Here is a 21,878-nt window from a genome sequence, read left to right on the forward strand (position 1 = left end):
TCGTTTACTTTGAGGGGGAAATAATATGGGTAAGAAAAAATATATTGAAGAAGCAAACAAGATGTTATCGAAAGCGTATATTCCGTATTCTAAATTTCCTGTTGGCGCAGCGTTAGTTACGAAAGAAGGGAAAATCTATACTGGTTGTAATATAGAAAATGCTTCTTACGGTTTATGTAACTGTGCAGAAAGAACAGCAATATTTAAAGCAGTATCAGAAGGTGAGCGCGATTTTAGTTACTTAGTTATTACAGGAGAAACTGATGGACCGATTTCACCATGTGGTGCGTGTAGACAAGTAATTGCTGAATTCTGTGATCCGAAAATGCCTGTATTATTAACGAATGTAAAAGGTGATGAAAAAGAAGTGACTGTTGAGCAGTTACTGCCAGGTGCTTTCTCAATAGAAGATTTAAAATAAATTGAAAAGCCATTCTACAATTATTATTTGTGGAATGGCTTTTTTATTTTCAAAAATTGAATGTAATATTTTGTTCATACTCCGTTCATAAACTTTGCTTAAAATAATTGCAGCGAATATAGAAAGTTTACAACAGGAGGAATAGAATGAAGAAATTATATAATGCGGCATTTATTTACTTAATTATTGGTTTATTATCAGGTGTATTTGCAAGAGAGTATTCGAAAGCACAAGGAATTAAAGGATCCACAATGTTGCAATTAGTGCATACACATGTATTAGTGCTCGGTTTTGTATTCTTTTTAATTGCTTTAGCCTTATGTAAAGTGTTTCATGTACAAGAAACAAAGAGCTTTTGTGCATGGTTTGTTGTTTATAATGTAGGAGTAATCTTTACTATTGCTACAATGCTATGGAGAGGTCTTCTACAAGTAAATGGAACTGACTTTTACGGTTTAAGCCATATGGCTGGATTAGGTCATGTTATTATAAGTGTCGGGCTCGTTTGGTTTATGATTTTGCTCAAAAAGTCTTTTAAATAGATAGGAGTGGGAAGAGTATGATAGCACTTTTATCAAGTATTTTAGCGGTTTGTATGGCTGTTGGTGTCATGTTTCTGCGCTTTAAAGCAGCGAAAAAGCCGGTAACGAAAAAGAAAATTATATTGCCGCCAATTTTTATGAGTACAGGCGCAACGATGTACTTTTTACCAGAGTTTCGATTAACATCGTTAGAAATAGTTGAGGCAATTAGTATAGGGCTTATCTTTTCTATTTTTCTTATTAAAACAACTAAGTTCGAAATAAAAGGCGAACATATATTTATGAAACCGTCAAAAGCATTCATATTTATTTTAGTAGGCTTATTAGCTGTACGCGTGGCATTAAAGTCATATTTAAGCCAATCAATTGATTTGGCAGAGTTAAGCGGCATGTTTTTCTTACTTGCATTTGCGATGATTGTGTCGTGGAGAATTGCAATGTATCGCTCGTTTACTAAATTAAAAAAGACAATAAAAAGAGCTGGAATTTCTATATAGGAAATCCAGCTCTTTTTATGTTTTATTAGAATTCTTTAGCTCGGAACTCATTTGCTTAATTTTAAACGTATTTGAGCATCTTGTAATGCAGCAGGTGTAACGTTAAGACCATTTTGATCAACAATTTTTGTGTTTAATAAAATGGAATCTAAGCTTCCACGAAATGTTTGTGTATAGTTTTGGCGCAACATTTGTTGTTCTTGTTTTTCATTAACTGTTAATCCATTCGCTTTTTCTTTTTTTGACAATTCGTTAATACGGAATAAAATGTTTTGCATTTTGTTCACCTCTTATTTAAATTTAAATTAGTAACTTACTAATTTATAGTTATTGTAACTTGTTTAGTTGCCTGTGTCAATACTATCTAAAATTTAGTTAAAAATTGACGAAAAATTATAACAATAATAGAATGAAGTGTATTGAATAATTAGTTTCACAATTATACATAAAACGCTAGGGGGATTATTATGAAATCAACATTTTTTGCTCAAAATAGAGAACGATTAGCAAACACATTACCAGAGGGGTCTATTACGATTTTATTTGCGGGACAAGCACCGCATATGTCAGCTGATGCACATTATAAATTTGTACCGAATCGTAATTTTTACTACTTAACGGGAATCGATGAACCAAATGTTATTTTTATGCTGAAAAAGGTTGGAAGTAGTGTTGAAGAAACACTTTTCATTGAAAAGTCAGATCCAGTAATGGAAAAATGGGTCGGTAAAACAGTTTCTAACGAAGAAGCAGAGAAAATTTCAGGTATAAAGAAAGTTGTATATTTAGATAGCTTTGAAAAGACGATGTCAAATATACTTTTTACAGAAAATGCGAAGCATCTATATTTAGATATAGAACGTCGTGATTGGAATGGTACGGAGACAAAAACATTAGCATTTGCTAAACATGTAAGAGAAAAATACCCACACGTAACAATTGGTAATGTATATCCGAACATTTGTGAATTACGAGTATTTAAAACAGAGGAAGAAATTGAAATTATTAAAGAAGCGATTGCTATAACGAAAGACGGTATTTACAACGTACTTAAGCATGCAAAAGCAGGCATGATGGAGTATGAATTAGAAGCACAATTTGATTTTACACTGAAGTCATCTGGCATTAAGTACCATGCGTTCAATACAATTTTGGCGAGTGGGAAAAATGCTACAGTTCTTCATTATGAAGATAATGATGCACAAATTCAAAATGGTGACTTAGTATTACTAGATTTAGGTGCTCAAAAAGACTACTATAACGCTGATATTAGTTATACATTCCCGGCAAATGGAACATTCTCTAGTCGCCAAAAACAAATTTATAATATTGTATTAAAAACATTAAAAGAAACAACAGACATTATTAAGCCAGGATTAAAGTTCGCTGCATTAAATGAGCATACAAAAAAGGTACTGGCAGAAGAGTGTAAAGCAATTGGTTTAATTCAAGAAGATGAAGAGTTATCAAAATACTATTATCATGGTGTCAGCCATTTCCTTGGTTTAGATACACATGATGTAGGAACATATAAAGATAGAGTGTTAGAAGAAGGTATGGTTATAACAATTGAACCTGGTCTTTATATTGAAGGAGAATCAATTGGAATTCGTATTGAAGATGACATTCTTGTAACGAAAGACGGGTATGAAAACTTGTCAAAAGATATCATTAGGGAAGTTGAAGAAATTGAAGAATTTATGAGTGTAAATAATGAACATGTAAAAGGAAACCAAGCTGTAGTAAAATAATAAAAGAGTCATCACTAATTTATTTGAACTTTATCTCGAATCGTGGACAATTAAAAAATCCATGATTCGGGATAGGGTTCTTTTCTTCGAAATACTAATCTTTAATTATTAATCCTAATAAAGTAGCAAACTGAACAGCTTGATATGTCGATACTTTACATCCTCTTAAATCGTTCACTGAAACTGTAAGTGTATCAAAGGTAGAAGAACTAATATCTATCCCCTTCAGTGATGTCTGATCAAAATTAGCTTCATCAAGACTACATAATTGGAATTCAACTTTTTTAAGTTTACAGTCAAAAAAATCTGCATTATTTAATGAAGTTTCATTGAAGATGATTTTTTCTAGTTTAGAATTTCCAAATGCCGCTAAATTCAAAATTGAATTCTCAAATTTAACATTTCCTAAGCTAGATCCTGTGAAATTTACTCCGATTAATTTACTGTTTTTAAATTCGACTCTGTGAACAGAAGAATTGCTTAAATTAACATTTGATAAATCACAGTTTTCAAAACAAACATCTGTAATATCAATATTGCTAAAGTCTGTATTAGTAAACTTACAGTTTTTTATCACCGCATCATATAACCGCACTCTATCTACAGATTCATTTTCGAAAGTGGAGTCTATAATTTCACACACTTCCAATGTTGGATCTTCTTCATAAAAAATATCTTGAAAATTCTTTGAAGATAACTCTGGTGAAATTTTTGGTCTATCAATTTTCATCGTATATCAATCCTCTTCTATTTGATATATTTGTGTAATTTGAGTCCATTGTCTGTGAGGAACATTAGTTCTTATTATACAGAAATCTAAGTTCTTTTGTGAAGAGCATTTTAGCTACATTTTTCTTATTTAATAATAGCAGTGTTATTGTTTCTTAAGAAATAACGTCAAAACAAATACGAGAACGGCTAATATAGTCGCTACAAGGAAAGCATTTTGTATTACTAAAATATTCGTCTCTTGTAATGTCTCCGCTTTTAGTAATTTTCCAATTAGCTTACGTAAGATCTAATTACATCTCCTTATTTTCTTGAAAATCAACTTCTATAATGATTTTGAAAAAGAATAAGGAGGGATTGTCCATGAAGCGAGTTGTATTAGCAGCCGTTACTGTCTCTGTAATATTTTTAATTGCTGCCTGTTCTGTGACGACAAATACAACAAATGATCATAAAAATATGAATGATAACAAAACACTACAGACTGAAACAGCTACAACACCATTGAAGGTTGAAAAAGGGCCAGAAGTTACTTTAATAGCGAAAGAAGAAAAGCAAAAATTAAGTAACGGTGTTATTGTTCCAGTCTGGACATTTAATGGCTCATCTCCTGGTCCAGAAATTCGGGTGAAAAAAGGTGAAAAGGTGAAAGTGACATTAAAAAATGAATTATCTGCACCAGTATCTATTCATTGGCATGGATATCCTGTCCCAAATAACATGGATGGAATTCCGGGCGTGACACAAGATGCAGTTGAACCAGGAAAAAGTTTCACTTACGAATTTGAAGCGAACGTACCAGGAACGTACTGGTATCATTCGCATCAAGATTCTGTAAATCAATTAGATAGAGGTTTGTATGGAGCGCTCATTGTAGAGGATACAAAGGAAAAATATCATAAAGATTACACATTACTGTTGGATGAATGGGTTACAGATAAAGAAGAAATTAAAAAGCAGTTAAAAGAAATGACAAAAGGGCAAATAGGTAATAAATCTAAAGGTGATGAAAATACGAAAAAGAATGATGATAAGAACGGCATGGATCATTCTGGTATGGACATGGGCAGTGATCAAAAAGACTCTGGCAATATGGCAGGAATGGACCATGGAAATATGAAGATGGAAGGTCATGATATGAGTATGTATGATTTATTCACAATCAATGGAAAAAGCGGTGATTTAGTAGTGCCATTGAAAGTGAATAAGGGAGATAAAGTTCGTCTTCGACTTGTTAATGCTGGTTATCTATCACATGATATACATGTTCACGGTCATGATATAAAAGTAATTGCGACAGATGGTCAACCAATAAACAATCCAAAAGTTATAAAGGATAAAGTAATTTCAATCGCACCGGGTGAACGTTATGATATTGAATTTACTGCTAATAAAACTGGGAAATGGTATGTTGAGGACCATTCAAAAAATAAAGGTGCAAAAGGAATGAAAGCTGTTATTGAGTATGATGGCAGCAAAGAGATGAAAGATAAAGCAGATGAAAAGGGAAAATTAGCGAAATTAGATATGACGAAATATGGTGTTAAAAAATTAGGTAGTTTCACGTTAAATCAAGAGTATACTGCCACATATAATATGGACTTAAATACGCAAATGAATGAAAATGAAATGGTATATACAATTAACGGAAAGGTATTTCCGGATATTGACCCAATTCAAGTAAAAAAGGGTGATTTAGTAAAAGTGAAGTTGGTAAATCGTTCTAAAATGGATGATCACCCAATGCATTTACATGGGCACTTCTTTCAGGTGTTGAGTAAAGATGGAAAACCGATAGAAGGTTCTCCAATTGTAAAAGATACATTGAACTTAAAACCAGGAGAAGAATATGAAGTAGCCTTTGTAGCAGACAATCCCGGTGAGTGGATGTTCCACTGTCACGACCTACATCATGCTTCAGCAGGGATGGTAACGGAAGTGAACTATACAGATTATAAATCTGACTATGTTCCAAACCAAAATATTCCTAATAAGCCAGAATAATAGGAAGCAGTTATCCTATGGATAGCTGCTTATTCATTTTTGTTGCAAGTACTAATGTATATGTTGATTATGCCCAGGTGAAGGCGCAGGAGTATGATCTGGGAATGTCGCGAATACGGCAACGATAATTACTACACTAATTGAAAGTAATAACAAAAAACGCTGTTGGATAAAAGTAGAAAAGTTCTCCGATAACAATTGAATCACACAGGACATAGTAATCGTTATAGTAAGTAAAAGGCTAATGAACAATATACTATGAGCTTGTTGAGCGTTTAACATTTCTGTAATCATTGCTCCCATCATACTTGCCATTAATCCAGAGAACATTCCTTCTAAAGCAGTATATAGGTGAAAACGTAGACCCACTAAAAAACCGATAAAACCACTAATTAAAATAGCAAGTAAAGTAGAATATAGTAATTCCCCCTTAAAGAGAATGCCTAAATAAAAACCAATACTTAAACCGATACTCATACTAAAAGACATAATAAATACCATATACTCCATTAGGGTACCCTTACGTTTAGAAATATTGGATGCAATAAGAATTGAGGTACAGCAAAGTGTTAGGGCAGTTAACGTATAAGCAAACATTATGATACCTCCTTGTCCTATCGTTCATTTCATCATATGTGTACTTATGATAATTTATATCTGCATATTATCTGCACAATTTCATAGATGTAAGCAAAGGAACGCTTGATTTTTTAGGGCGTCTTTTTTAATTGTAAGCATGTGAAAGAAATTGTTATATTATGAGTTTCTATTGTGAAGCCATAAAGAATAAGCGTATAATATTATAGGTCTCCCATTTGCGAGACAAACCGCGAATGATAAATAAGATTGTTGTTTTATCATCGCTTCTAAACATATAGACAATGAAAGTAACACTGGAATACAGATAGGGAGTTATAAAATGAAATTAATTATTGCCGAGAAACCAGATCAAGGGTTGGCTCTTGTTTCACAGTTTAAATATCGCCGGAAAGATGGATATTTAGAGGTAGAAGCGAATGAGTTATTTCCAAATGGAGCGTACTGTACATGGGCAATTGGTCATTTGACGCAGTTATGTAATCCAGAGCATTATCACGCAGAGTGGAAAAAATGGTCACTTAATACATTACCGATGATTCCAGAGCGTTTTCAATTTGAAGTAACAAAGTCAAAGTATAAGCAATTTAACGTTGTGAAACAGCTGTTACATAATCCACAGGTAACAGAAATTATTCACGCAGGCGATGCTGGGCGTGAAGGGGAACTAATCGTACGAAATATTATTAATCTTTGTAACGTGCAAAAGCCGATGAAGCGTCTATGGATTTCGTCTTTAACGAAGCAAGCTATTTATCAAGGGTTTAAAAATTTACTTGACGAATCAGATACAATTAATACGTATTACGAAGCATACACAAGATCTTGTGCTGACTGGGTTGTTGGTATGAATGCATCACGTGTGTTTAGTATTTTGCTAAAGAAAAAAGGAATGAATGATGTATTTTCTGCTGGTCGTGTCCAAACACCAACGTTAGCATTGATTGTAAAGCGTGAGAAAGAAATTGAAAACTTTAAGTCAGAGCCTTTCTGGGAAGTGTTTGCAACCTTTAATATAGAAGGAAAGAAATATGACGGGAAATGGGAGAAGGATAATGAATCCCGCTTAAAAGTCCCTGATATGGCGAATAAAATTGCGGCATTTTGCCAAGGGAAACCGGCTGTTGTGAAGGAAATGAAAACGGAGCGTAAAGAGTTTCAGCCGCCGCTTTTATTCAACTTATCATCACTGCAAGCAACGGCAAATAAAGCCTTTAAGTTTTCACCGAAAAAGACGCTTGATATAACGCAAGCACTCTATCAAAAAGGGATTGTTTCTTATCCACGTTCAGATTCTAACTATGTTACTCAAGGAGAAGCAGCGACGTTCCCTGATATTTTACAGAAGTTAAGTCAGTTTGATGAATATAAAGGTTTATTACCGGCTCCGGTTGAATCCATTATGAACAATAAGCGTTATGTAAATGAAAAGAAAGTAACAGATCACTACGCGATTATTCCGACAGAGCAAGTTACAAACCCAAGCAGACTATCAGGTGATGAAAAGAAAATATACGATATGATCGTAAGAAGGCTTATTGCAGCTCATTATGAAGTTGCAATCTTTGACTATACAACGATTGTAACGCTTGTAGATGAACGTGCTGAATTCATTTCAAAAGGAAAACAGCAAATTCAAGAAGGTTGGCGTAAAGTTATTTTCCAAGACGATAAAGATGACGAAACCATTCTTCCAATTGTAGCTGAAGGTGAAGAAGGAAAAGTTGTAAAGGTGAAAGTGAAAGAAGGAAAAACACAGCCACCGAAGCGTTATACAGAAGGACAACTTATTACGTTAATGAAAACAGCTGGTAAGTATTTAGAGAATGAAGAGCTAGAGAAGGTATTGAAGAAAACAGAAGGTTTAGGTACGGAAGCGACTCGCGCGGGTATTATTACGATGTTGAAAGACCGTAAATATATAGATGTAAAGAAAAACCAAGTGTATGCGACTGATAAAGGAAAAGTATTAATTACCGCAATTGGTGACAAAATACTAGCTTCACCGGAAATGACTGCGAAATGGGAACAACGTCTTGCGGAAATTGGTGAAGGTACAGCATCACCAGCAACTTTTATGGAACAAACGAAAAAGCTATCAGCTAAAATTATTGAAGATGCAGTGGAAATGTCTGAGAAGTGGGATTTCACTGGACTACATGTTGAATCGATTGAACGAAAAGGATCGAAATTTACAACGGGTAAAAAGGTTGGTAGCTGTAAAAAATGTGATGGCGATGTAATTGATAAGTCAACGTTTTACGGTTGTTCTAACTATAATACAACGCAATGTGATTTCACCATTTCAAAGAAGATATTAAGTAAAACAATTTCGCAAAAGAATATGACAAAGCTCTTAAAAGGTGAAAAGACCGATTTAATTAAAGGCTTTAAAAAGGGCGAGAAAACGTTTGATGCGAAATTAGAGTGGAAAGATAATAAGATTAATTTTGTATTTGAGAATTAATTTGTTAAAAGAGCATGACATAAAATTGTTATGCTCTTTTGTTTTTCTTTGAAATGAAATTTAACGATAAAAAAAATGCTTTAAATAATAAAATTTTATTGTAAAACGATAAATTTTATATTAAAATCAAAATCATAATAAATGAGTGAGGTGCTTTTGTTAAAAGGTAACAACCTTATTTTTAAAATTAGAGGAGGTATAATTATGAACAGTAACAATTTGATTGTTAAACATATGGATAACCCCCATGAGTTGGAGAAGATGTATAGAAAAGATCCGAAAGCTTTTAAAAAAGCATTCTCACAAGCATGGGACCAAAACCCTGATTCCCAGGTTCTAGCTGCTTGGTATGAAAGGTTGCATTTCAAGGAGAAAGTAAATAAAGAAAAAACATCTTTGTTTCAAAAAGGTTTCTTATTCATGGGCCTTTTAGCTATTCTGGCCGGCATAAGCACCAGGATCATTTTCCACTTTGTTGAGCAGGAAGCAATTGCTCCAATAAACTTGGCTTTTGGTGTAATTCCCTTTATTGCTGCTTATTTTGTTTACAATAATAAGCCGAAAAAAAGTATTATTTATTCCCTTATAGCGTTATTCCTAGTTTCCGGGGTGTATCTTAATACATTGCCAATAAATTATAAAGACAGTACCATACTTGCTTATTTACATCTTCCTATATTTTTATGGGTCTTAGTAGGGCTTGCGTTTACAGGAAATGAATATTCAAAAGGCGGTACAAGATTAGCCTATATTAAATTTAATTTAGAATATTGTCTTCTCTACGGGAGCATGGCAGTGAGCGGAATGATACTAGCAATATTCACCATGCGTTTATTTAGCTTTGTTGACTTAGATATAGGAGAATTCTATTTTAGTAATGTTGTTTTATTTGGAGCAGCGGCTCTCGCTATTGTGGCTGCATACTTAGTATCAATGAATCTTAAGCTTGCTAAAAATATTACACCATACATATCTAAAATTTTTAGTCCTCTCGTCCTGATCACGTTGCTTATCTATCTTATAACGGTAATTTGGGTGGGGAAAAATCCGTTCTTGGATCGCAATTTCCTAATGGCTTTCAACGGAATACTCCTTGGTGTATTGGCTGTTACTATATTTTCTATCGTTGAGAGTGACTCGGACGAGAAAAAGAACATTTCAGATTATATAAATTTTTCCTTAATTGTTCTGGCACTTATTATTGATACTGTTGCATTGTCAGCCATCGTATTTAGACTTTCATCTTACGGGATTACACCTAATAGACTAGCTGTTTTAGGTGTAAACATATTGATCTGGGCAAATCTAATTTGGATTATGTTTTCCTATATGCGTTTCTTGCAAAACAAATCAGGACCGACAGCTATCCAAGATGCCATTACGAAGTATTTGCCAATCTACGGACTTTGGGCAGCTTTCGTTATATTTACGTTTCCTATCATTTTTAATTAGAAAGGATCTGTTAATGTAACGAAAAGTTAATTCTCTATAACATATAAAATTTTTAGAGCCCATCGATTTATAATTGGTAGTATTATGTTTGTAGTTTCGGTAATTTCATTTGTAATGATAAATAAGAAATAAGTGTTGTATGTAATCTTTCCATAATAAAAAACGTCCCAAAATGGGACGTTTTTTATTATGCGTATTGCCGTTTTTTCTTAATAAGCAACAAAACTTGTGACACACAAGCTAGTACTGGTAACTCAATCAATGGTCCAATAACGAGTGCAAGTGCGATAAGAGGCTCATCTGGAAAAGCGGTCACAGCGATAGCGAGTGCAACAGGTGAGTTTCTTGCTAACGTTGTTAAGCTTAGACTTACTGTATCTTTGTAAGATAAATGCATCATGCGCCCGATAAATTGTCCTAGTAAAAAATTAATGATGAAGAACAATAGAACAGGAACGAGTAATAATAAAACAACATTCATATTTTGTAGTAAATATTTACCTTGTGATGCAAACATCGCTACTATTGCTAAACTTAAAAATACAATTTGAGCAGAGCTAAAAAACGGAATGAGTTTATTCTCGAGAGTTTCAGCTTTTTTTATTTTATTCATAATGAATTTTGTAGCGTGTGCAAGTATAAATGGTAAGACGATTACGATAACAATACTTTCTACTAAAACAGAAACCGCTACAGTTTTCATGACACCAGCAAATAAAAATAAATAAATGGGAAGGAGCAGTACTTGCAAAATTAAATTTACAGGTAAAATTGCAGTAGAAAGTACTACATTACCTTTCGCTATTTCAGTAAAGATTAAGTACCAATCTGTACATGGAGTAACCATTAACATTATAAATCCAACCCAAAGTGCTGGATGATCGGAAAGAAATAGTGCCCCTAACCCCCAAGCGAGTAAAGGTGTCCATAAGAAGTTAATAGTAAGACTTGTTCCAGCAAATTTTAAATTGCGAAATCCTTTTTTTATTTCTTTTAATGGGATGCTGAGGAATAATCCATATAGCATGAAAAATAAGAAGGGGACAATAAATTTGTCTGAATACGTATGTATCATATTAAATTGTCCGAGTACGATGCCGCATGTAACAGCAAAAAGAATAATAAAAGTTTGAATCTTTTCTATAGTGCTCATGAATAAATCCTTTCTATATATGAATTTTCCTCTCTAAGTTTATTATACAAGTAATAAAGATGTATTTGGTGTTCAATTGTATCTCGCTTAATATTTTTAAATCGAGATTTTATTTTTTATTAAAAGTTACTTGACTAAAGTAAGTGACTATATTACAATCACTTACATAAGGTAATTAAATAACAAAAAGTTGCAATGGCGTAACTTAAGGTATCTATTGGAACTTTTTCTTAGAATAAGAATTTTTATGATGATGAATAATGAATATGAAAAGAAAGATTAGGTGAAGAAAATGGGACTATTTAGCTCATTATTTGGTAAAAAAGAAGAAAATAAGAATGTAGAGAGGAATAAAAAAATGTCAAAAGTATTATTTGTAAAAGCAAACGATCGTCCAGCGGAGCAAGCAGTTAGTTCAAAAATGTATGAAACATTTGTAAGTACTTATAAAGAAGCAAATCCAAATACAGAAATTACGGAATTAGATTTATTTGCATTAGATCTTCCTTATTACGGAAATATCGCGATTTCAGGTGGATATAAACGTAGCCAAGGTATGGAGTTAACAGCTGAAGAGGAGAAGGCAGTTGCTACAGTAGCTCAATATTTAAATCAGTTTTTAGAAGCTGATAAGGTTGTATTTGCATTCCCATTATGGAACTTTACAGTACCAGCACCATTAATCACATATATTTCATACTTATCTCAAGCTGGAAAAACGTTTAAATATACAGCAAATGGCCCAGAAGGTTTAGTTGGTGGTAAGAAAGTAGTTGTGTTAGGTGCTCGTGGTTCAGATTACTCTTCAGAACAAATGGCTCCTATGGAAATGGCAGTTAATTACGTAACAACTGTACTTGGATTCTGGGGAATTACAAATCCAGAGACAGTTGTAATTGAAGGACACAATCAATATCCAGATCGTTCACAACAAATTGTTGAAGAAGGTCTAGAAAACGTTAAAAAAGTAGCAGCAAAATTTTAATTCATGATAGTAAATGGAAAAACCAACATGGATGACCATGTTGGTTTTTTAGTCTATTTTTCATGTTAAAAAATGTATATTTATAAAATAAAAGAAAAGTTCGAAAATAGTATTGCAAAATATTATATAGCAAACTATAATGAATTCAAGAATAGTTGATACTTAAATTAAATATTCAGAAAATTCAATTAGTTAAAATTGGAAAATGAGATAAGGAAACTTGAATGGGGGTTATATTATGGCGAATAAAGTACCGTTTTCGTTCATAGTAGTTATTGGATTAATGTTATTTGCACTATTTTTTGGAGCGGGAAATTTAATTTTTCCAGCGATGCTTGGTCAATCAGCTGGAGAGAATGTATGGATTGCTAACGCTGGATTTTTAGTAACTGGTGTTGGATTACCATTACTAGGTGTACTAGCATTTGGTTTTTCAGGTAAAGATGATTTGCAGTCGTTAGCTAGTCGTGCTCACCCAGTGTTTGGGATTGTGTTTACAACAGTTTTATACTTAGCGATTGGTCCGTTATTTGCAATACCAAGAACAGGAAATGTTTCTTATGAAATTGGTCTTAAGCCGTTTATGCCAGAAGGAGTAGGTTCTACACCTTTAATTCTTTTCACAATTATATTCTTTAGTATCACTTGTTTTTTTTCGCTAAATCCCGCGAAAATTGTCGATATTGTTGGAAAAATCTTAACGCCAATTAAGTTGACTTTCATCGGTATTTTAGTAATCGTTGCTTTTATACATCCGATTGGAGATATGCAAGCACCAGTGGAAGCTTATACATCACATGCATTCTTTAAAGGATTCCAAGAAGGATACTTAACGATGGATACGCTAGCATCATTTGTATTCGGGATTATCATTATCAATGCTATTAAAGAAAAAGGTGCGAAAACGAAAACACAAATTATGGTCGTTTGTGCAAAAGCGACAATTATTGCAGCATCTATTTTAGCAATTATCTATACAGCACTTTCTTATATGGGTGCTTCAAGTGTTGCAAAGCTTGGACATTTAGAGAACGGCGGAGAAGTATTAGCGAAAGTTTCTAACTATTATTTCGGATCATATGGCGGAGTATTATTAGGATTAATGATTACAGTAGCTTGTTTAACAACTAGTGTGGGACTTGTATCAGCATGTTCTTCATTCTTCCATAAGTTATTCCCAAATGTTCCTTACAAAGCAATTGCAATCACGCTATGTGTATTTAGTGCAATTGTTGCAAACGTAGGATTAACACAATTGATCGCAGTTTCTGTTCCAGTATTAACAGCAATTTATCCACTAGCAATCGTATTGATTTTCTTAACATTCTTCCATTCATTATTTAAAGGAAGAGCTGAGGTTTATCAAGTGAGCTTAATCGTAACATTTATCATCAGCTTATTCGATGGATTAAGTGCAGCTGGAGTTAACATTGAAGTAGTAAGCCAAGTGTTCACTAAATTCCTTCCGATGCAGGAAGTAGGATTAGGCTGGATCTTCCCAGCCATTATCGGTGGATTTATCGGATATGGACTTAGCATTTTAAAAGTGAAAAACCAAGTTCAACCAGCAACTAGAGCGGATAAGAAAATAGGTTAAATAAAAAAAGTTATAGACTTGTTTCTATAGCTTTTTTTGTTACTATTAATAATGAGAAAAAATAAAGTAGTAGGGGAAATAAAATGAAAAAAACAATTGATCATATCGGAATCGCAGTTCGAGATATAGATAGTACGATACGTTTTTATGAAAATGTGTTACTAGGAACTTTAATAGATCGTTACGTAAGTGAAGCTCCTGGTGTGGAAAGTGAAGTAGCCATTCTTGAAGTGGCTGGAGATAGAATTGAATTACTTGCACCGACGAATAATACGACATCTCCAATTGCCCGTTTTATTAAACAAAAAGGTAAAGGTGTTCATCACGTTGCGTATCGAGTAGATGATTTAGATGTGGCTTTAGAGGAATTGAAAGAACAAGGAATTCGAACGTTAGAGCATACACTTCGGATTAATAAGCACGGTAGAAGATTAATATATCTTAACCCAGCGGATACAGAAGGAACGATTATCGAGTATTGTGATTATCCGGAAGAGAAATAGAAGAAGGATATTTTTAAAAAGGTGTTACGTTATTACGTAACACCTTTTTATTTATGCATTTCACATTTTCTTCACAAATGATTCACGATAACTTTTCTTCTTTGATAACTTATATAAATATATTTTATGATATAATAACAATCGACTTTAAAAATGTAAGTTGTATCTATAGTGATAGTTACTATTATATTAGAAGTTTAGAGGTGGAAAAGAAATAAGAGTTATACTTTATAGAAGTTTATATTTAATCAGGTTAATATTTCGCCCGAGAATCAAACTTCGGAAGTTAAAGTAATGAAAATAGAGCGATGAGGAAGAAAGAAGTGAAATGAGTGTGAAAGTAATGAGAAGATTAGGGACATGGCTATTACTTGTGTGTGTGCTTATCATATTGATACCGCAAAGTGCATCTGCTCATGCGTACGTTGTGAAATCAAACCCTACTGAAAATGAAACATTGAAGAAAGCACCATCTGTTGTGAAAATTGAATTCGATGAGGACATACAAGTTTCAAGTTTTAATACATTGTACGTGAGAGATACATCAGGTAAAAGGGTCGATTTAAAAGATGCTCATATTGATAAAAAAAATAAAAAGCTATTAGAAGCTGGATTAAAAGACAATCTCAAAAATGGTCTTTACTCTATTCAGTGGAAAGTGATTTCAGCTGATGGACATCCAATTCAAGGAGTTATCCCGTTCCGGGTTGGATTAGCGGAAGCGGAAACAGACGATATACAAGTGGAAGAGATGGGCTACGTCCCACAAATCGATATGATTATGGAACGTGGAATTTTATATACAAGTTTCTCACTATTTATAGGAGTGCTATTCTTTAATCTTATTATGTATAAAGGCAATGCAACCTCGGTTCGATCAAGGAGTAAGAACATAATATGGATCTCTTTATTTGGGATATTGATTAGCTTGTTATTCAATCTACCACTGCAAGCGAAAATAAATGCTGATGTTTCATGGCTAGAAGCATTCAATCCTTTACTATTAAAAGAAACATTACAGCTTTCTGTTTTTGGTTATGTATGGATTACTCAAATGGTTCTCATTAGTACGCTTATAATTGTTACGTATTTTGCGGTGAAGCATGAGAAGTTTTCGTCGTTTAAAGTATGGAGTATTCCAATACTATTGTTTATAGGGCTACTTGTTATGAAGGCCTTTAATAGTCACGCATACGGTTTAAAGTTTAAAAACATTGCTGTCGTTATGGATTTTCTACATTTATTAGCAGCTTCATTATGGGTTGGTGGTTTATCATCTATTATTCTTCTTTTATGTAAAGAGGATAATAAGTGGCATATGTATTGGGATATGATTAAGCGTTTTTCACCGTGGGCAACAGGTGCTGTCATTGTGATTTTAATAACAGGCCTTTTTAATAGTACATTTTTTATTCCAACAATCCACTCGTTATTTGATACGAAGTATGGATTGGCTTTATTAGCAAAGATACTATTATTTATTTTCATGGGGATATTGGGAATTATTCATTATGTGAAAGGGAGAATAAGAGCGCAGCAAGGATTAGGAGCTACGGTGAAAGTAGAGTTTGTCATTGGAATTATCATTTTCGTAATCGTAGCTTTTATGACAAACGTACAAACACCACCGATGCCTCCTACTGGACCATTTACAGAGAGTAAGCAATTAGATAATGGATATGAACTTACGCTAAATGTAAGTCCGAATAAGGTAGGACAAAATAAATTCCATATTACACTAAAGGACGAAAAGGGACAGCCTGTTACTGATATAGAACAAATGATATTGACGACTCAATCATTAGATATGAACATGGGAAAAGGTTCATTTAAAGTTTCAGTAGTTTCACCAGGAGAATATGAAACAGAAGGTATGTATATTAATATGACAGGAAACTGGAATATACATGTTCATGGATTAACAAAATCTCTTGATAGTCTCGATACAGATTTTAAATTTATTGTCGGTGGCAGATAAAAAGAAGCTATGTATGAAAAGGAGCTAATAGAAAATGAAACGTATAAAAAAATTAGGAACAACAATGATCGCAACAATTATTGCAATGGGAATGTTTTCGTTACCTGTTAGTGCGCACGTCACTGTAAAACCAGCAACTTCTGACGTTGGTTCTTGGGAGACATATACGATAAAAGTACCAGTTGAAAAAAATGTAGCAACAACAAAAGTTACACTGAAAATACCGTCTGGAGTAGAGTTCCAGCAGTATGAACCAGTGCCAGGATGGAAAGTTGAGGAGCAAAAAGATACAACTGGAAAAGTTAAAACTGTAGTATGGGAAGCAACAGGAGAAGGGATTTTACCCGGTCAGTTCCAGCGATTTACTTTCGTCGCTAAAAATCCGGATAAAGAGCAAAAAATAGCTTGGGACGCATATCAACAATATAAAGATGAAGAAATTGTTGAATGGACAGGGGATGAAAAAGCTGAAAAACCGCATTCACTTACTACAATTGCAAAAGGTACGTCATTAACAGGAGAACATGGTGAAGTGTCTAGTGTAGAAAAAAATGAAGGTACTAGTAATATGCAATTGATAGCAATTGTCTTATCTATTTTTGCCATAGTATCGTCGGTAAGTGCGTGTGTTTTTGTAGTACGTCGTAAAAAGTAAGACGTAAGAAAGAGCCTACAAACAGTAGGCTCTTTCTTACGTTTATTTCAATTCAACTTGCTGCCTTACAGCAAGTGTTTTCGGTTTTATATTTACAAAACAAATACTCACAACAATAAATAATAGTCCGATGAATAAGCTAATGGTAATAGCCTCATGTAAGAAAATTGAACTTACAATAATAGCTATTAGTGGAATGAGGAATGTATAAGCCCCAACTTTACTTGCTTCACCAGCTCCAACAAGTGTGAAGTATGCAAGCCACCCCATTGCAATAACAAAGAATGAAATAAAGAGAAGTACGCTAACAAATGGCATACTCCAAGCGATACTAGACCAGCTTTCAAACTCTGAACCAAATCCAATTAAGCAAAGGCCGCCAATAATAAGCTGAAGTGTTACCATCCAAATGGCATTAACACGGTGACCAGTCTTCTTAATGAATACTGTGCCAAGTGCCCAGCCAATAGCGCATCCTAACGCGAGAAGGATTCCAATAATAGAAATATGTCCTGTTAAACTGCTTGAGCTAATAACACCTACACCAATAAATCCGAGAACAAGCCCGAAAATTTTCAAGCCGTACATTGATTCTTCAAGCCATATCCACGAGAAAATACCGAGTAAAACTGGTTGTAGAAATACAATGGCGGAAAATAGCCCAGCAGGCATATATTGAAGGCCGACAGTTTGTAATCCGTAAAATATAATGATGTTAAGTAAGGAAGAAATAACGTATAAATGCCATGTTTCTTTTAAATGTAACTCTTTGTATTTCGGTAATGCGAACAGGAGTAAAATGAATCCTCCAATTAAAGTTCGAACGCCTGCAAATAAAACAGGTGGTGTATAATGCAGGGCAAACTTTGATAAAGGCCAATTGATTCCCCACATGAAAACGAGAAAGGTAAGGATGATGGCCGTCTTAGTTCGAGAAAGCTGTGTCACTGAAAGACCTCCTTGTTGTTATTCATTTCACTATGATATGATATCGACTGTAATAAATAAAATGAATCTTTTTTATGAGGAGTATAAGTGATTAGTTATGACCATTACACAACTGCAAGTATTAATAAAAACCGTTGAGTTAGGTAGTTTTACGAAGGCAGCTCGGGTGTTAAATATGACGCAGCCAGCTGTTAGTCATGCGATTTCAAGTATTGAGTCAGAGATAGGAGTTACGATTCTTATACGTGATAAACGAAAAGGATTAATTGTTACGGATGTAGGAAACAGAATTCTTGTACATATTAGAGAGATTTTGAACGGTGTAGAGAAGATTGAACAAGAAGTTGCGATGGAGAAAGGGCACGAAGTTGGGACGATTCGAATTGGGAGTTTTCCGAGCGCTTCTGCACATTTCTTACCCAAAATGATAAACCTTTTTAAGGAGAAGTATCCGAACTTAGAAGTAGTTCTTTGTGAAGGAACGATTAAAGAAGTTGAAGATTGGTTAGTATCGAGGGTTATTGATATAGGAATTGTTATTTTGCCTAATAAAGATATGGAGATTGTTCCATTAACGAAGGGGAAAATGGTTGCTATCTTAAGAGAGGATCATCCTCTCTGTAAGAAGAACGCTCTTACAATTTGTGATTTAGAGAATGAACCGATCATATTATGTAAGGGTGGATACGAACCACCCATTATTGATATGTTTAAACAAGCAAACGTACCACTTCGGGCTGAATATGTAATTTCGACAGTTACTACAGCTTTAAATATGATTCAAGAAGGATTGGGCATTGCAATATTAGCTGAATTATCTTTAACGAATTTACCAAAAAATGTGCAAACGAGAGAATTGGAACCACAAGTATGGAGAGAAATTGCTTTAGCTGTTCCTTCATTAAAGGATTCTTCAATCGCTGTGCAGCTATTTATTGAAGAATTTCAATCGCTATTTGCAGAATAAAAAGAGGTGTCTCATATATCATAATGGGACACTTTTTAATTTACTTATAAAAAATCTATGAAAAGGATTGACTTATTTTTTAGTTGTAACTATAATGATTACATCGAGGTGGTGATTACGATGAAAATTAGTAGCCGCTTTTCCATAGCTGTTCATATTTTATCTATTTTGAAAAACAATCCATCTTCACTTTGTACTTCAGACTATATGGCTGAGAGTGTCAATACAAATCCAGTAGTCATTCGTAAAATCATGTCGTACTTGAAACAAGCTGGCTTTGTTTACGTAAATCGTGGACCGGGTGGCGCGGGATTACTAAAGGATTTACATGAAATCACATTGTTAGATGTGTATCATGCAGTAAATGTAGTAGAAGAAGACAAGCTATTTCATATTCACGAGCAACCGAATCCAGATTGTCCAATTGGGGCGAACATTCAAGCGGTGTTAGAAATTATTTTAATTCAAGCACAATCCGCGATGGAAGAAGTTTTGAGAAATATTACGATGGGGCAGCTGTTTGAAACTTTGCAAGAAAAAATGAATGCTTAAATAATATTTATATTTTTTTATCATTAATGTAACTGATTTGATTACAACTATAAAGGTAAGGTGTAAAAGTTATGACTGTAAAAATGAAAGTATACTCAGATTTTATATGTCCGTTTTGTTTTTTAGCAAAAGGTCCATTAGATGAGGTAGCGAAAGAGAAAGATGTAGAGATTGAATGGATGCCATTTGAATTACGTCCAAGTCCATATGCAAAAATAGATCCATGGAATGAGCCAGAAAAATTAGGTTCATGGGATGCTTTCATTCTTCCGACAGCGAAGAAGTTAGGAATTGATATGCGCTTGCCACGTGTTTCACCACATCCATATACACATTTAGCTTTCGAAGGATGTCAATTTGCGAAAGAACGTGGACTAGGTAATGAGTATCATCACCGCGTATTCACAGCATTTTTCCAAGAAGAGCAAAACATTGAAGATATTGATGTGTTAACAAAATTAGCGGTAGAAGTAGGACTTCCTGAGGCGGAATTTAAAGATGCTTTAGTAACTCGTAAATATAAAGAAAAGCATCAAGAAGCAATTCAGCACGCATATGATGAAGCGAATATTATGGCCGTTCCAACTGTCATGATTGGAGATGAAGTCATTCAAGGGCTTGCTAGTAAAGAAACACTAGAAAGGGTCATTGATAAAGAAATTGAAAAGGGTAAAACAAATTCATTTGAAGGTATGCAATGTAATACCGATGGATATTGCTAATTCGCTTGTTATGAAATAACAAAATAAATTATAAAACAAACATTTGGAGGAATTAAAATGTCAGCAACTACAACAAACTTAAAAGAAGCAATTGTGAACCGCCGTTCAATTCGTAAAGTAGCAAAAAACGATGCAATTACGAAAGACAGAATTGAAGAAGTGTTAAAAACAGCTTTACATGCACCAACATCTTTCAATATGCAAAGTGGTCGTATGGTTGTATTAATGGATGGAGAGCATGAAAAGTTTTGGGATATCGTTAAAGAAACACTAAGAGCTCGCGTACCAGCAGAAAACTTTGAAGCGACTGTAGAAAGACTAAAAGGCTTCCATGCAGGTGTAGGAACAGTTCTATTCTTTGAAGATCAAGCAACTGTACAAAAAATGCAAGAAAATGCGCCATTATATAAAGATCAGTTCCCATTCTGGTCTCATCAAGGAAATGCGATGTTACAACATACTGTGTGGATGCTATTATCTGCTGAAGGAATTGGAGCGTCATTACAACATTACAACCCAATCGTAGATGCTGAAGTGAAAGAAACTTGGAACATTCCAGCAGAGTGGAGCTTAGTAGGTCAAATGCCATTTGGTGAACCAAACGAACAACCAGCAGAAAGAACGTTCTTGCCTACTGAAGATGTAGTGAAATTTTATTAAGAAATACAATATGTAACGAGAAGGAAGCTGTGCTTAAAAACAGCTTCCTTTTTTGTAGTGGTGTTAATTTATGCGCATTTAGGGAAGAAATATAAGAAATAATACGGTGAAAAAGGAAGTGAAAATATGAGTGATGATAAAAAATATACAGTGGTAGGTACTGATGTTGAGGAAGTAAAACGTTTAAATAAAAATTCAGGGTTAACCTATAACCAAGTGAAGGAATTGTTAGCGAAGCGAATGGAAAAAAAGCAATGATTTGATTGGAATAATTAATTGTATCATTTAGCATTTTGTCTAGAGAGAGTTAAGAAGATAACTCTCTTTTTTTCAATCTGAAAATTTACTAGTGAGCAACTTGTAGATTGGAGGGAACAACATGAAAAAATGGAATAGCATTAAATGCTGTTACAGAGATTAATCCTAATGCGATGGAAGTGGCGCGAAAGTTAGACAAAGAGAGAGCGTTAAATAAGAAATCGAACTTATATAGTATTCCTGTAATCGTAATGGTAGGTTATGACGAAAAAGATACTATGACAGAAAAAACGAAAGATAAAGATAGAATTGATAAAGTAGTTTTTAGAAAGTATTAGATGAAAAAATCCGACAATAAAAAAGAAAAAAGGATTCTTCCCAATTAGTAAGAAAGATTGTCTATAGAAGTTCATAAAATGGAATAGTATTACAATGAATAA

General features: G+C 33.8%; 22 protein-coding genes and 1 pseudogene. 18 read left to right on the forward strand and 5 right to left on the reverse strand.

What is annotated here, in order from left to right; all coding sequences use genetic code 11:
- Positions 1–25 precede the first annotated feature (25 nt).
- The 3 genes from NST27_RS09140 to NST27_RS09150 all read left to right on the forward strand — a co-directional run bounded on the left by NST27_RS09140 (position 26) and on the right by NST27_RS09150 (position 1,460).
- A complete protein-coding gene (locus NST27_RS09140; RefSeq protein WP_000516778.1) occupies positions 26–421 on the forward strand; it encodes a cytidine deaminase in 396 nt (131 codons plus the stop codon).
- A gap of 146 nt (positions 422–567) precedes the next feature.
- Positions 568–963, forward strand: a complete 396-nt coding sequence (locus NST27_RS09145; RefSeq protein WP_000737863.1) for a DUF2871 domain-containing protein — start codon at positions 568–570, stop codon at positions 961–963.
- 17 nt (positions 964–980) lie between these two features.
- Complete coding sequence (locus NST27_RS09150; protein ID WP_000561046.1) at positions 981–1,460, forward strand: CcdC family protein; 480 nt, start codon at positions 981–983, stop codon at positions 1,458–1,460.
- A gap of 47 nt (positions 1,461–1,507) precedes the next feature.
- Here the strand turns inward: NST27_RS09150 and NST27_RS09155 are convergent, their stop codons facing one another.
- Positions 1,508–1,738, reverse strand: a complete 231-nt coding sequence (locus NST27_RS09155; RefSeq protein ID WP_047385929.1) for a DUF896 domain-containing protein — start codon at positions 1,736–1,738, stop codon at positions 1,508–1,510.
- 189 nt (positions 1,739–1,927) lie between these two features.
- On the opposite strand from NST27_RS09155, the gene NST27_RS09160 reads away from it, so the two are divergent.
- Positions 1,928–3,211, forward strand: coding sequence for an aminopeptidase P family protein (locus tag NST27_RS09160; protein ID WP_047385931.1), 1,284 nt, complete (start codon positions 1,928–1,930; stop codon positions 3,209–3,211).
- A 94-nt stretch (positions 3,212–3,305) separates the two neighbouring features.
- Here the strand turns inward: NST27_RS09160 and NST27_RS09165 are convergent, their stop codons facing one another.
- Positions 3,306–3,941: a pentapeptide repeat-containing protein gene (locus tag NST27_RS09165; protein ID WP_000687273.1), complete on the reverse strand. Its 636-nt coding sequence runs from the start codon at positions 3,939–3,941 to the stop codon at positions 3,306–3,308.
- Positions 3,942–4,303: 362 nt separating this feature from the next.
- On the opposite strand from NST27_RS09165, the gene NST27_RS09170 reads away from it, so the two are divergent.
- The gene (locus tag NST27_RS09170; protein ID WP_047385933.1) at positions 4,304–5,944 is read left to right on the forward strand and encodes a multicopper oxidase family protein; all 1,641 of its coding nucleotides are present in this window, start codon (positions 4,304–4,306) and stop codon (positions 5,942–5,944) included.
- 51 nt (positions 5,945–5,995) lie between these two features.
- Here the strand turns inward: NST27_RS09170 and NST27_RS09175 are convergent, their stop codons facing one another.
- Positions 5,996–6,541 (reverse strand): hypothetical protein, encoded by a 546-nt coding sequence (locus NST27_RS09175; RefSeq protein WP_047385935.1) that lies wholly within the window; start codon positions 6,539–6,541, stop codon positions 5,996–5,998.
- A gap of 322 nt (positions 6,542–6,863) precedes the next feature.
- On the opposite strand from NST27_RS09175, the gene topB reads away from it, so the two are divergent.
- Together topB and NST27_RS09185 are read left to right on the forward strand one after the other, a co-directional pair.
- A complete protein-coding gene (gene topB, locus NST27_RS09180) occupies positions 6,864–9,008 on the forward strand; it encodes a DNA topoisomerase III (protein ID WP_047385938.1) in 2,145 nt (714 codons plus the stop codon).
- A 204-nt stretch (positions 9,009–9,212) separates the two neighbouring features.
- A complete protein-coding gene (locus tag NST27_RS09185; RefSeq protein WP_047385939.1) occupies positions 9,213–10,460 on the forward strand; it encodes a DUF4153 domain-containing protein in 1,248 nt (415 codons plus the stop codon).
- Between the two features lie 187 nt (positions 10,461–10,647).
- Here NST27_RS09185 and NST27_RS09190 read toward each other — a convergent pair whose 3' ends face one another.
- Positions 10,648–11,613 carry an arsenic resistance protein gene (locus NST27_RS09190; RefSeq protein ID WP_047385940.1) on the reverse strand — a complete coding sequence of 322 codons (966 nt, stop codon included), beginning with the start codon at positions 11,611–11,613 and terminating at the stop codon, positions 10,648–10,650.
- Positions 11,614–11,905: 292 nt separating this feature from the next.
- Between NST27_RS09190 and NST27_RS09195 the strand changes: the two genes are divergently transcribed.
- The 5 genes from NST27_RS09195 to NST27_RS09215 all read left to right on the forward strand — a co-directional run bounded on the left by NST27_RS09195 (position 11,906) and on the right by NST27_RS09215 (position 17,331).
- Entirely contained in the window at positions 11,906–12,598 is a 693-nt protein-coding gene (locus NST27_RS09195; RefSeq protein WP_047385942.1) for an FMN-dependent NADH-azoreductase, read from the forward strand.
- Between the two features lie 238 nt (positions 12,599–12,836).
- On the forward strand, positions 12,837–14,195 hold the full coding sequence (brnQ, locus tag NST27_RS09200; protein ID WP_001284786.1) for a branched-chain amino acid transport system II carrier protein: 1,359 nt from the start codon (positions 12,837–12,839) through the stop codon (positions 14,193–14,195).
- Positions 14,196–14,278: 83 nt separating this feature from the next.
- Positions 14,279–14,698 carry a VOC family protein gene (locus NST27_RS09205; RefSeq protein ID WP_000750846.1) on the forward strand — a complete coding sequence of 140 codons (420 nt, stop codon included), beginning with the start codon at positions 14,279–14,281 and terminating at the stop codon, positions 14,696–14,698.
- Between the two features lie 328 nt (positions 14,699–15,026).
- Positions 15,027–16,676 carry a copper resistance CopC/CopD family protein gene (locus tag NST27_RS09210; protein WP_000114339.1) on the forward strand — a complete coding sequence of 550 codons (1,650 nt, stop codon included), beginning with the start codon at positions 15,027–15,029 and terminating at the stop codon, positions 16,674–16,676.
- A gap of 34 nt (positions 16,677–16,710) precedes the next feature.
- Positions 16,711–17,331 carry a YcnI family copper-binding membrane protein gene (locus tag NST27_RS09215; protein ID WP_047385944.1) on the forward strand — a complete coding sequence of 207 codons (621 nt, stop codon included), beginning with the start codon at positions 16,711–16,713 and terminating at the stop codon, positions 17,329–17,331.
- Positions 17,332–17,373: 42 nt separating this feature from the next.
- Here the strand turns inward: NST27_RS09215 and NST27_RS09220 are convergent, their stop codons facing one another.
- The gene (locus NST27_RS09220; RefSeq protein WP_000192805.1) at positions 17,374–18,279 is read right to left on the reverse strand and encodes a DMT family transporter; all 906 of its coding nucleotides are present in this window, start codon (positions 18,277–18,279) and stop codon (positions 17,374–17,376) included.
- 97 nt (positions 18,280–18,376) lie between these two features.
- Here NST27_RS09220 and NST27_RS09225 point away from each other — a divergent pair, with 97 nt between their 5' ends.
- From NST27_RS09225 to NST27_RS09250, 6 genes and pseudogenes are all read left to right on the forward strand, one after another.
- Complete coding sequence (locus NST27_RS09225) at positions 18,377–19,246, forward strand: LysR family transcriptional regulator (protein ID WP_000156762.1); 870 nt, start codon at positions 18,377–18,379, stop codon at positions 19,244–19,246.
- A gap of 120 nt (positions 19,247–19,366) precedes the next feature.
- Complete coding sequence (locus NST27_RS09230; RefSeq protein WP_000704073.1) at positions 19,367–19,798, forward strand: Rrf2 family transcriptional regulator; 432 nt, start codon at positions 19,367–19,369, stop codon at positions 19,796–19,798.
- 71 nt (positions 19,799–19,869) lie between these two features.
- Complete coding sequence (locus tag NST27_RS09235) at positions 19,870–20,520, forward strand: DsbA family oxidoreductase (protein WP_000216655.1); 651 nt, start codon at positions 19,870–19,872, stop codon at positions 20,518–20,520.
- 57 nt (positions 20,521–20,577) lie between these two features.
- Complete coding sequence (locus tag NST27_RS09240) at positions 20,578–21,180, forward strand: nitroreductase family protein (RefSeq protein WP_047385946.1); 603 nt, start codon at positions 20,578–20,580, stop codon at positions 21,178–21,180.
- Between the two features lie 126 nt (positions 21,181–21,306).
- Positions 21,307–21,438, forward strand: a complete 132-nt coding sequence (locus NST27_RS09245) for a hypothetical protein (RefSeq protein WP_001278569.1) — start codon at positions 21,307–21,309, stop codon at positions 21,436–21,438.
- Positions 21,439–21,563: 125 nt separating this feature from the next.
- A pseudogene (locus tag NST27_RS09250) lies at positions 21,564–21,689 on the forward strand (amidase family protein); the annotation flags it as partial.
- Positions 21,690–21,878 lie beyond the last annotated feature (189 nt).

This window comes from Bacillus sp. FSL W8-0770, assembly GCF_038008705.1.
In the GTDB taxonomy this organism is placed as follows: domain Bacteria; phylum Bacillota; class Bacilli; order Bacillales; family Bacillaceae_G; genus Bacillus_A; species Bacillus_A cereus.

Bases quoted from the DNA above. Each gene is read 5' to 3' on its own strand.
- NST27_RS09140 (WP_000516778.1), top strand. From the start codon at position 26: ATGGGTAAGAAAAAATATATTGAAGAAGCAAACAAGATGTTATCGAAA.
- NST27_RS09145 (WP_000737863.1), top strand. From the start codon at position 568: ATGAAGAAATTATATAATGCGGCATTTATTTACTTAATTATTGGTTTA.
- NST27_RS09150 (WP_000561046.1), top strand. From the start codon at position 981: ATGATAGCACTTTTATCAAGTATTTTAGCGGTTTGTATGGCTGTTGGT.
- NST27_RS09155 (WP_047385929.1), bottom strand. From the start codon at position 1,738: ATGCAAAACATTTTATTCCGTATTAACGAATTGTCAAAAAAAGAAAAA.
- NST27_RS09160 (WP_047385931.1), top strand. From the start codon at position 1,928: ATGAAATCAACATTTTTTGCTCAAAATAGAGAACGATTAGCAAACACA.
- NST27_RS09165 (WP_000687273.1), bottom strand. From the start codon at position 3,941: ATGAAAATTGATAGACCAAAAATTTCACCAGAGTTATCTTCAAAGAAT.
- NST27_RS09170 (WP_047385933.1), top strand. From the start codon at position 4,304: ATGAAGCGAGTTGTATTAGCAGCCGTTACTGTCTCTGTAATATTTTTA.
- NST27_RS09175 (WP_047385935.1), bottom strand. From the start codon at position 6,541: ATGTTTGCTTATACGTTAACTGCCCTAACACTTTGCTGTACCTCAATT.
- topB (WP_047385938.1), top strand. From the start codon at position 6,864: ATGAAATTAATTATTGCCGAGAAACCAGATCAAGGGTTGGCTCTTGTT.
- NST27_RS09185 (WP_047385939.1), top strand. From the start codon at position 9,213: ATGAACAGTAACAATTTGATTGTTAAACATATGGATAACCCCCATGAG.
- NST27_RS09190 (WP_047385940.1), bottom strand. From the start codon at position 11,613: ATGAGCACTATAGAAAAGATTCAAACTTTTATTATTCTTTTTGCTGTT.
- NST27_RS09195 (WP_047385942.1), top strand. From the start codon at position 11,906: ATGGGACTATTTAGCTCATTATTTGGTAAAAAAGAAGAAAATAAGAAT.
- brnQ (WP_001284786.1), top strand. From the start codon at position 12,837: ATGGCGAATAAAGTACCGTTTTCGTTCATAGTAGTTATTGGATTAATG.
- NST27_RS09205 (WP_000750846.1), top strand. From the start codon at position 14,279: ATGAAAAAAACAATTGATCATATCGGAATCGCAGTTCGAGATATAGAT.
- NST27_RS09210 (WP_000114339.1), top strand. From the start codon at position 15,027: ATGAGTGTGAAAGTAATGAGAAGATTAGGGACATGGCTATTACTTGTG.
- NST27_RS09215 (WP_047385944.1), top strand. From the start codon at position 16,711: ATGAAACGTATAAAAAAATTAGGAACAACAATGATCGCAACAATTATT.
- NST27_RS09225 (WP_000156762.1), top strand. From the start codon at position 18,377: ATGACCATTACACAACTGCAAGTATTAATAAAAACCGTTGAGTTAGGT.
- NST27_RS09230 (WP_000704073.1), top strand. From the start codon at position 19,367: ATGAAAATTAGTAGCCGCTTTTCCATAGCTGTTCATATTTTATCTATT.
- NST27_RS09235 (WP_000216655.1), top strand. From the start codon at position 19,870: ATGACTGTAAAAATGAAAGTATACTCAGATTTTATATGTCCGTTTTGT.
- NST27_RS09240 (WP_047385946.1), top strand. From the start codon at position 20,578: ATGTCAGCAACTACAACAAACTTAAAAGAAGCAATTGTGAACCGCCGT.
- NST27_RS09245 (WP_001278569.1), top strand. From the start codon at position 21,307: ATGAGTGATGATAAAAAATATACAGTGGTAGGTACTGATGTTGAGGAA.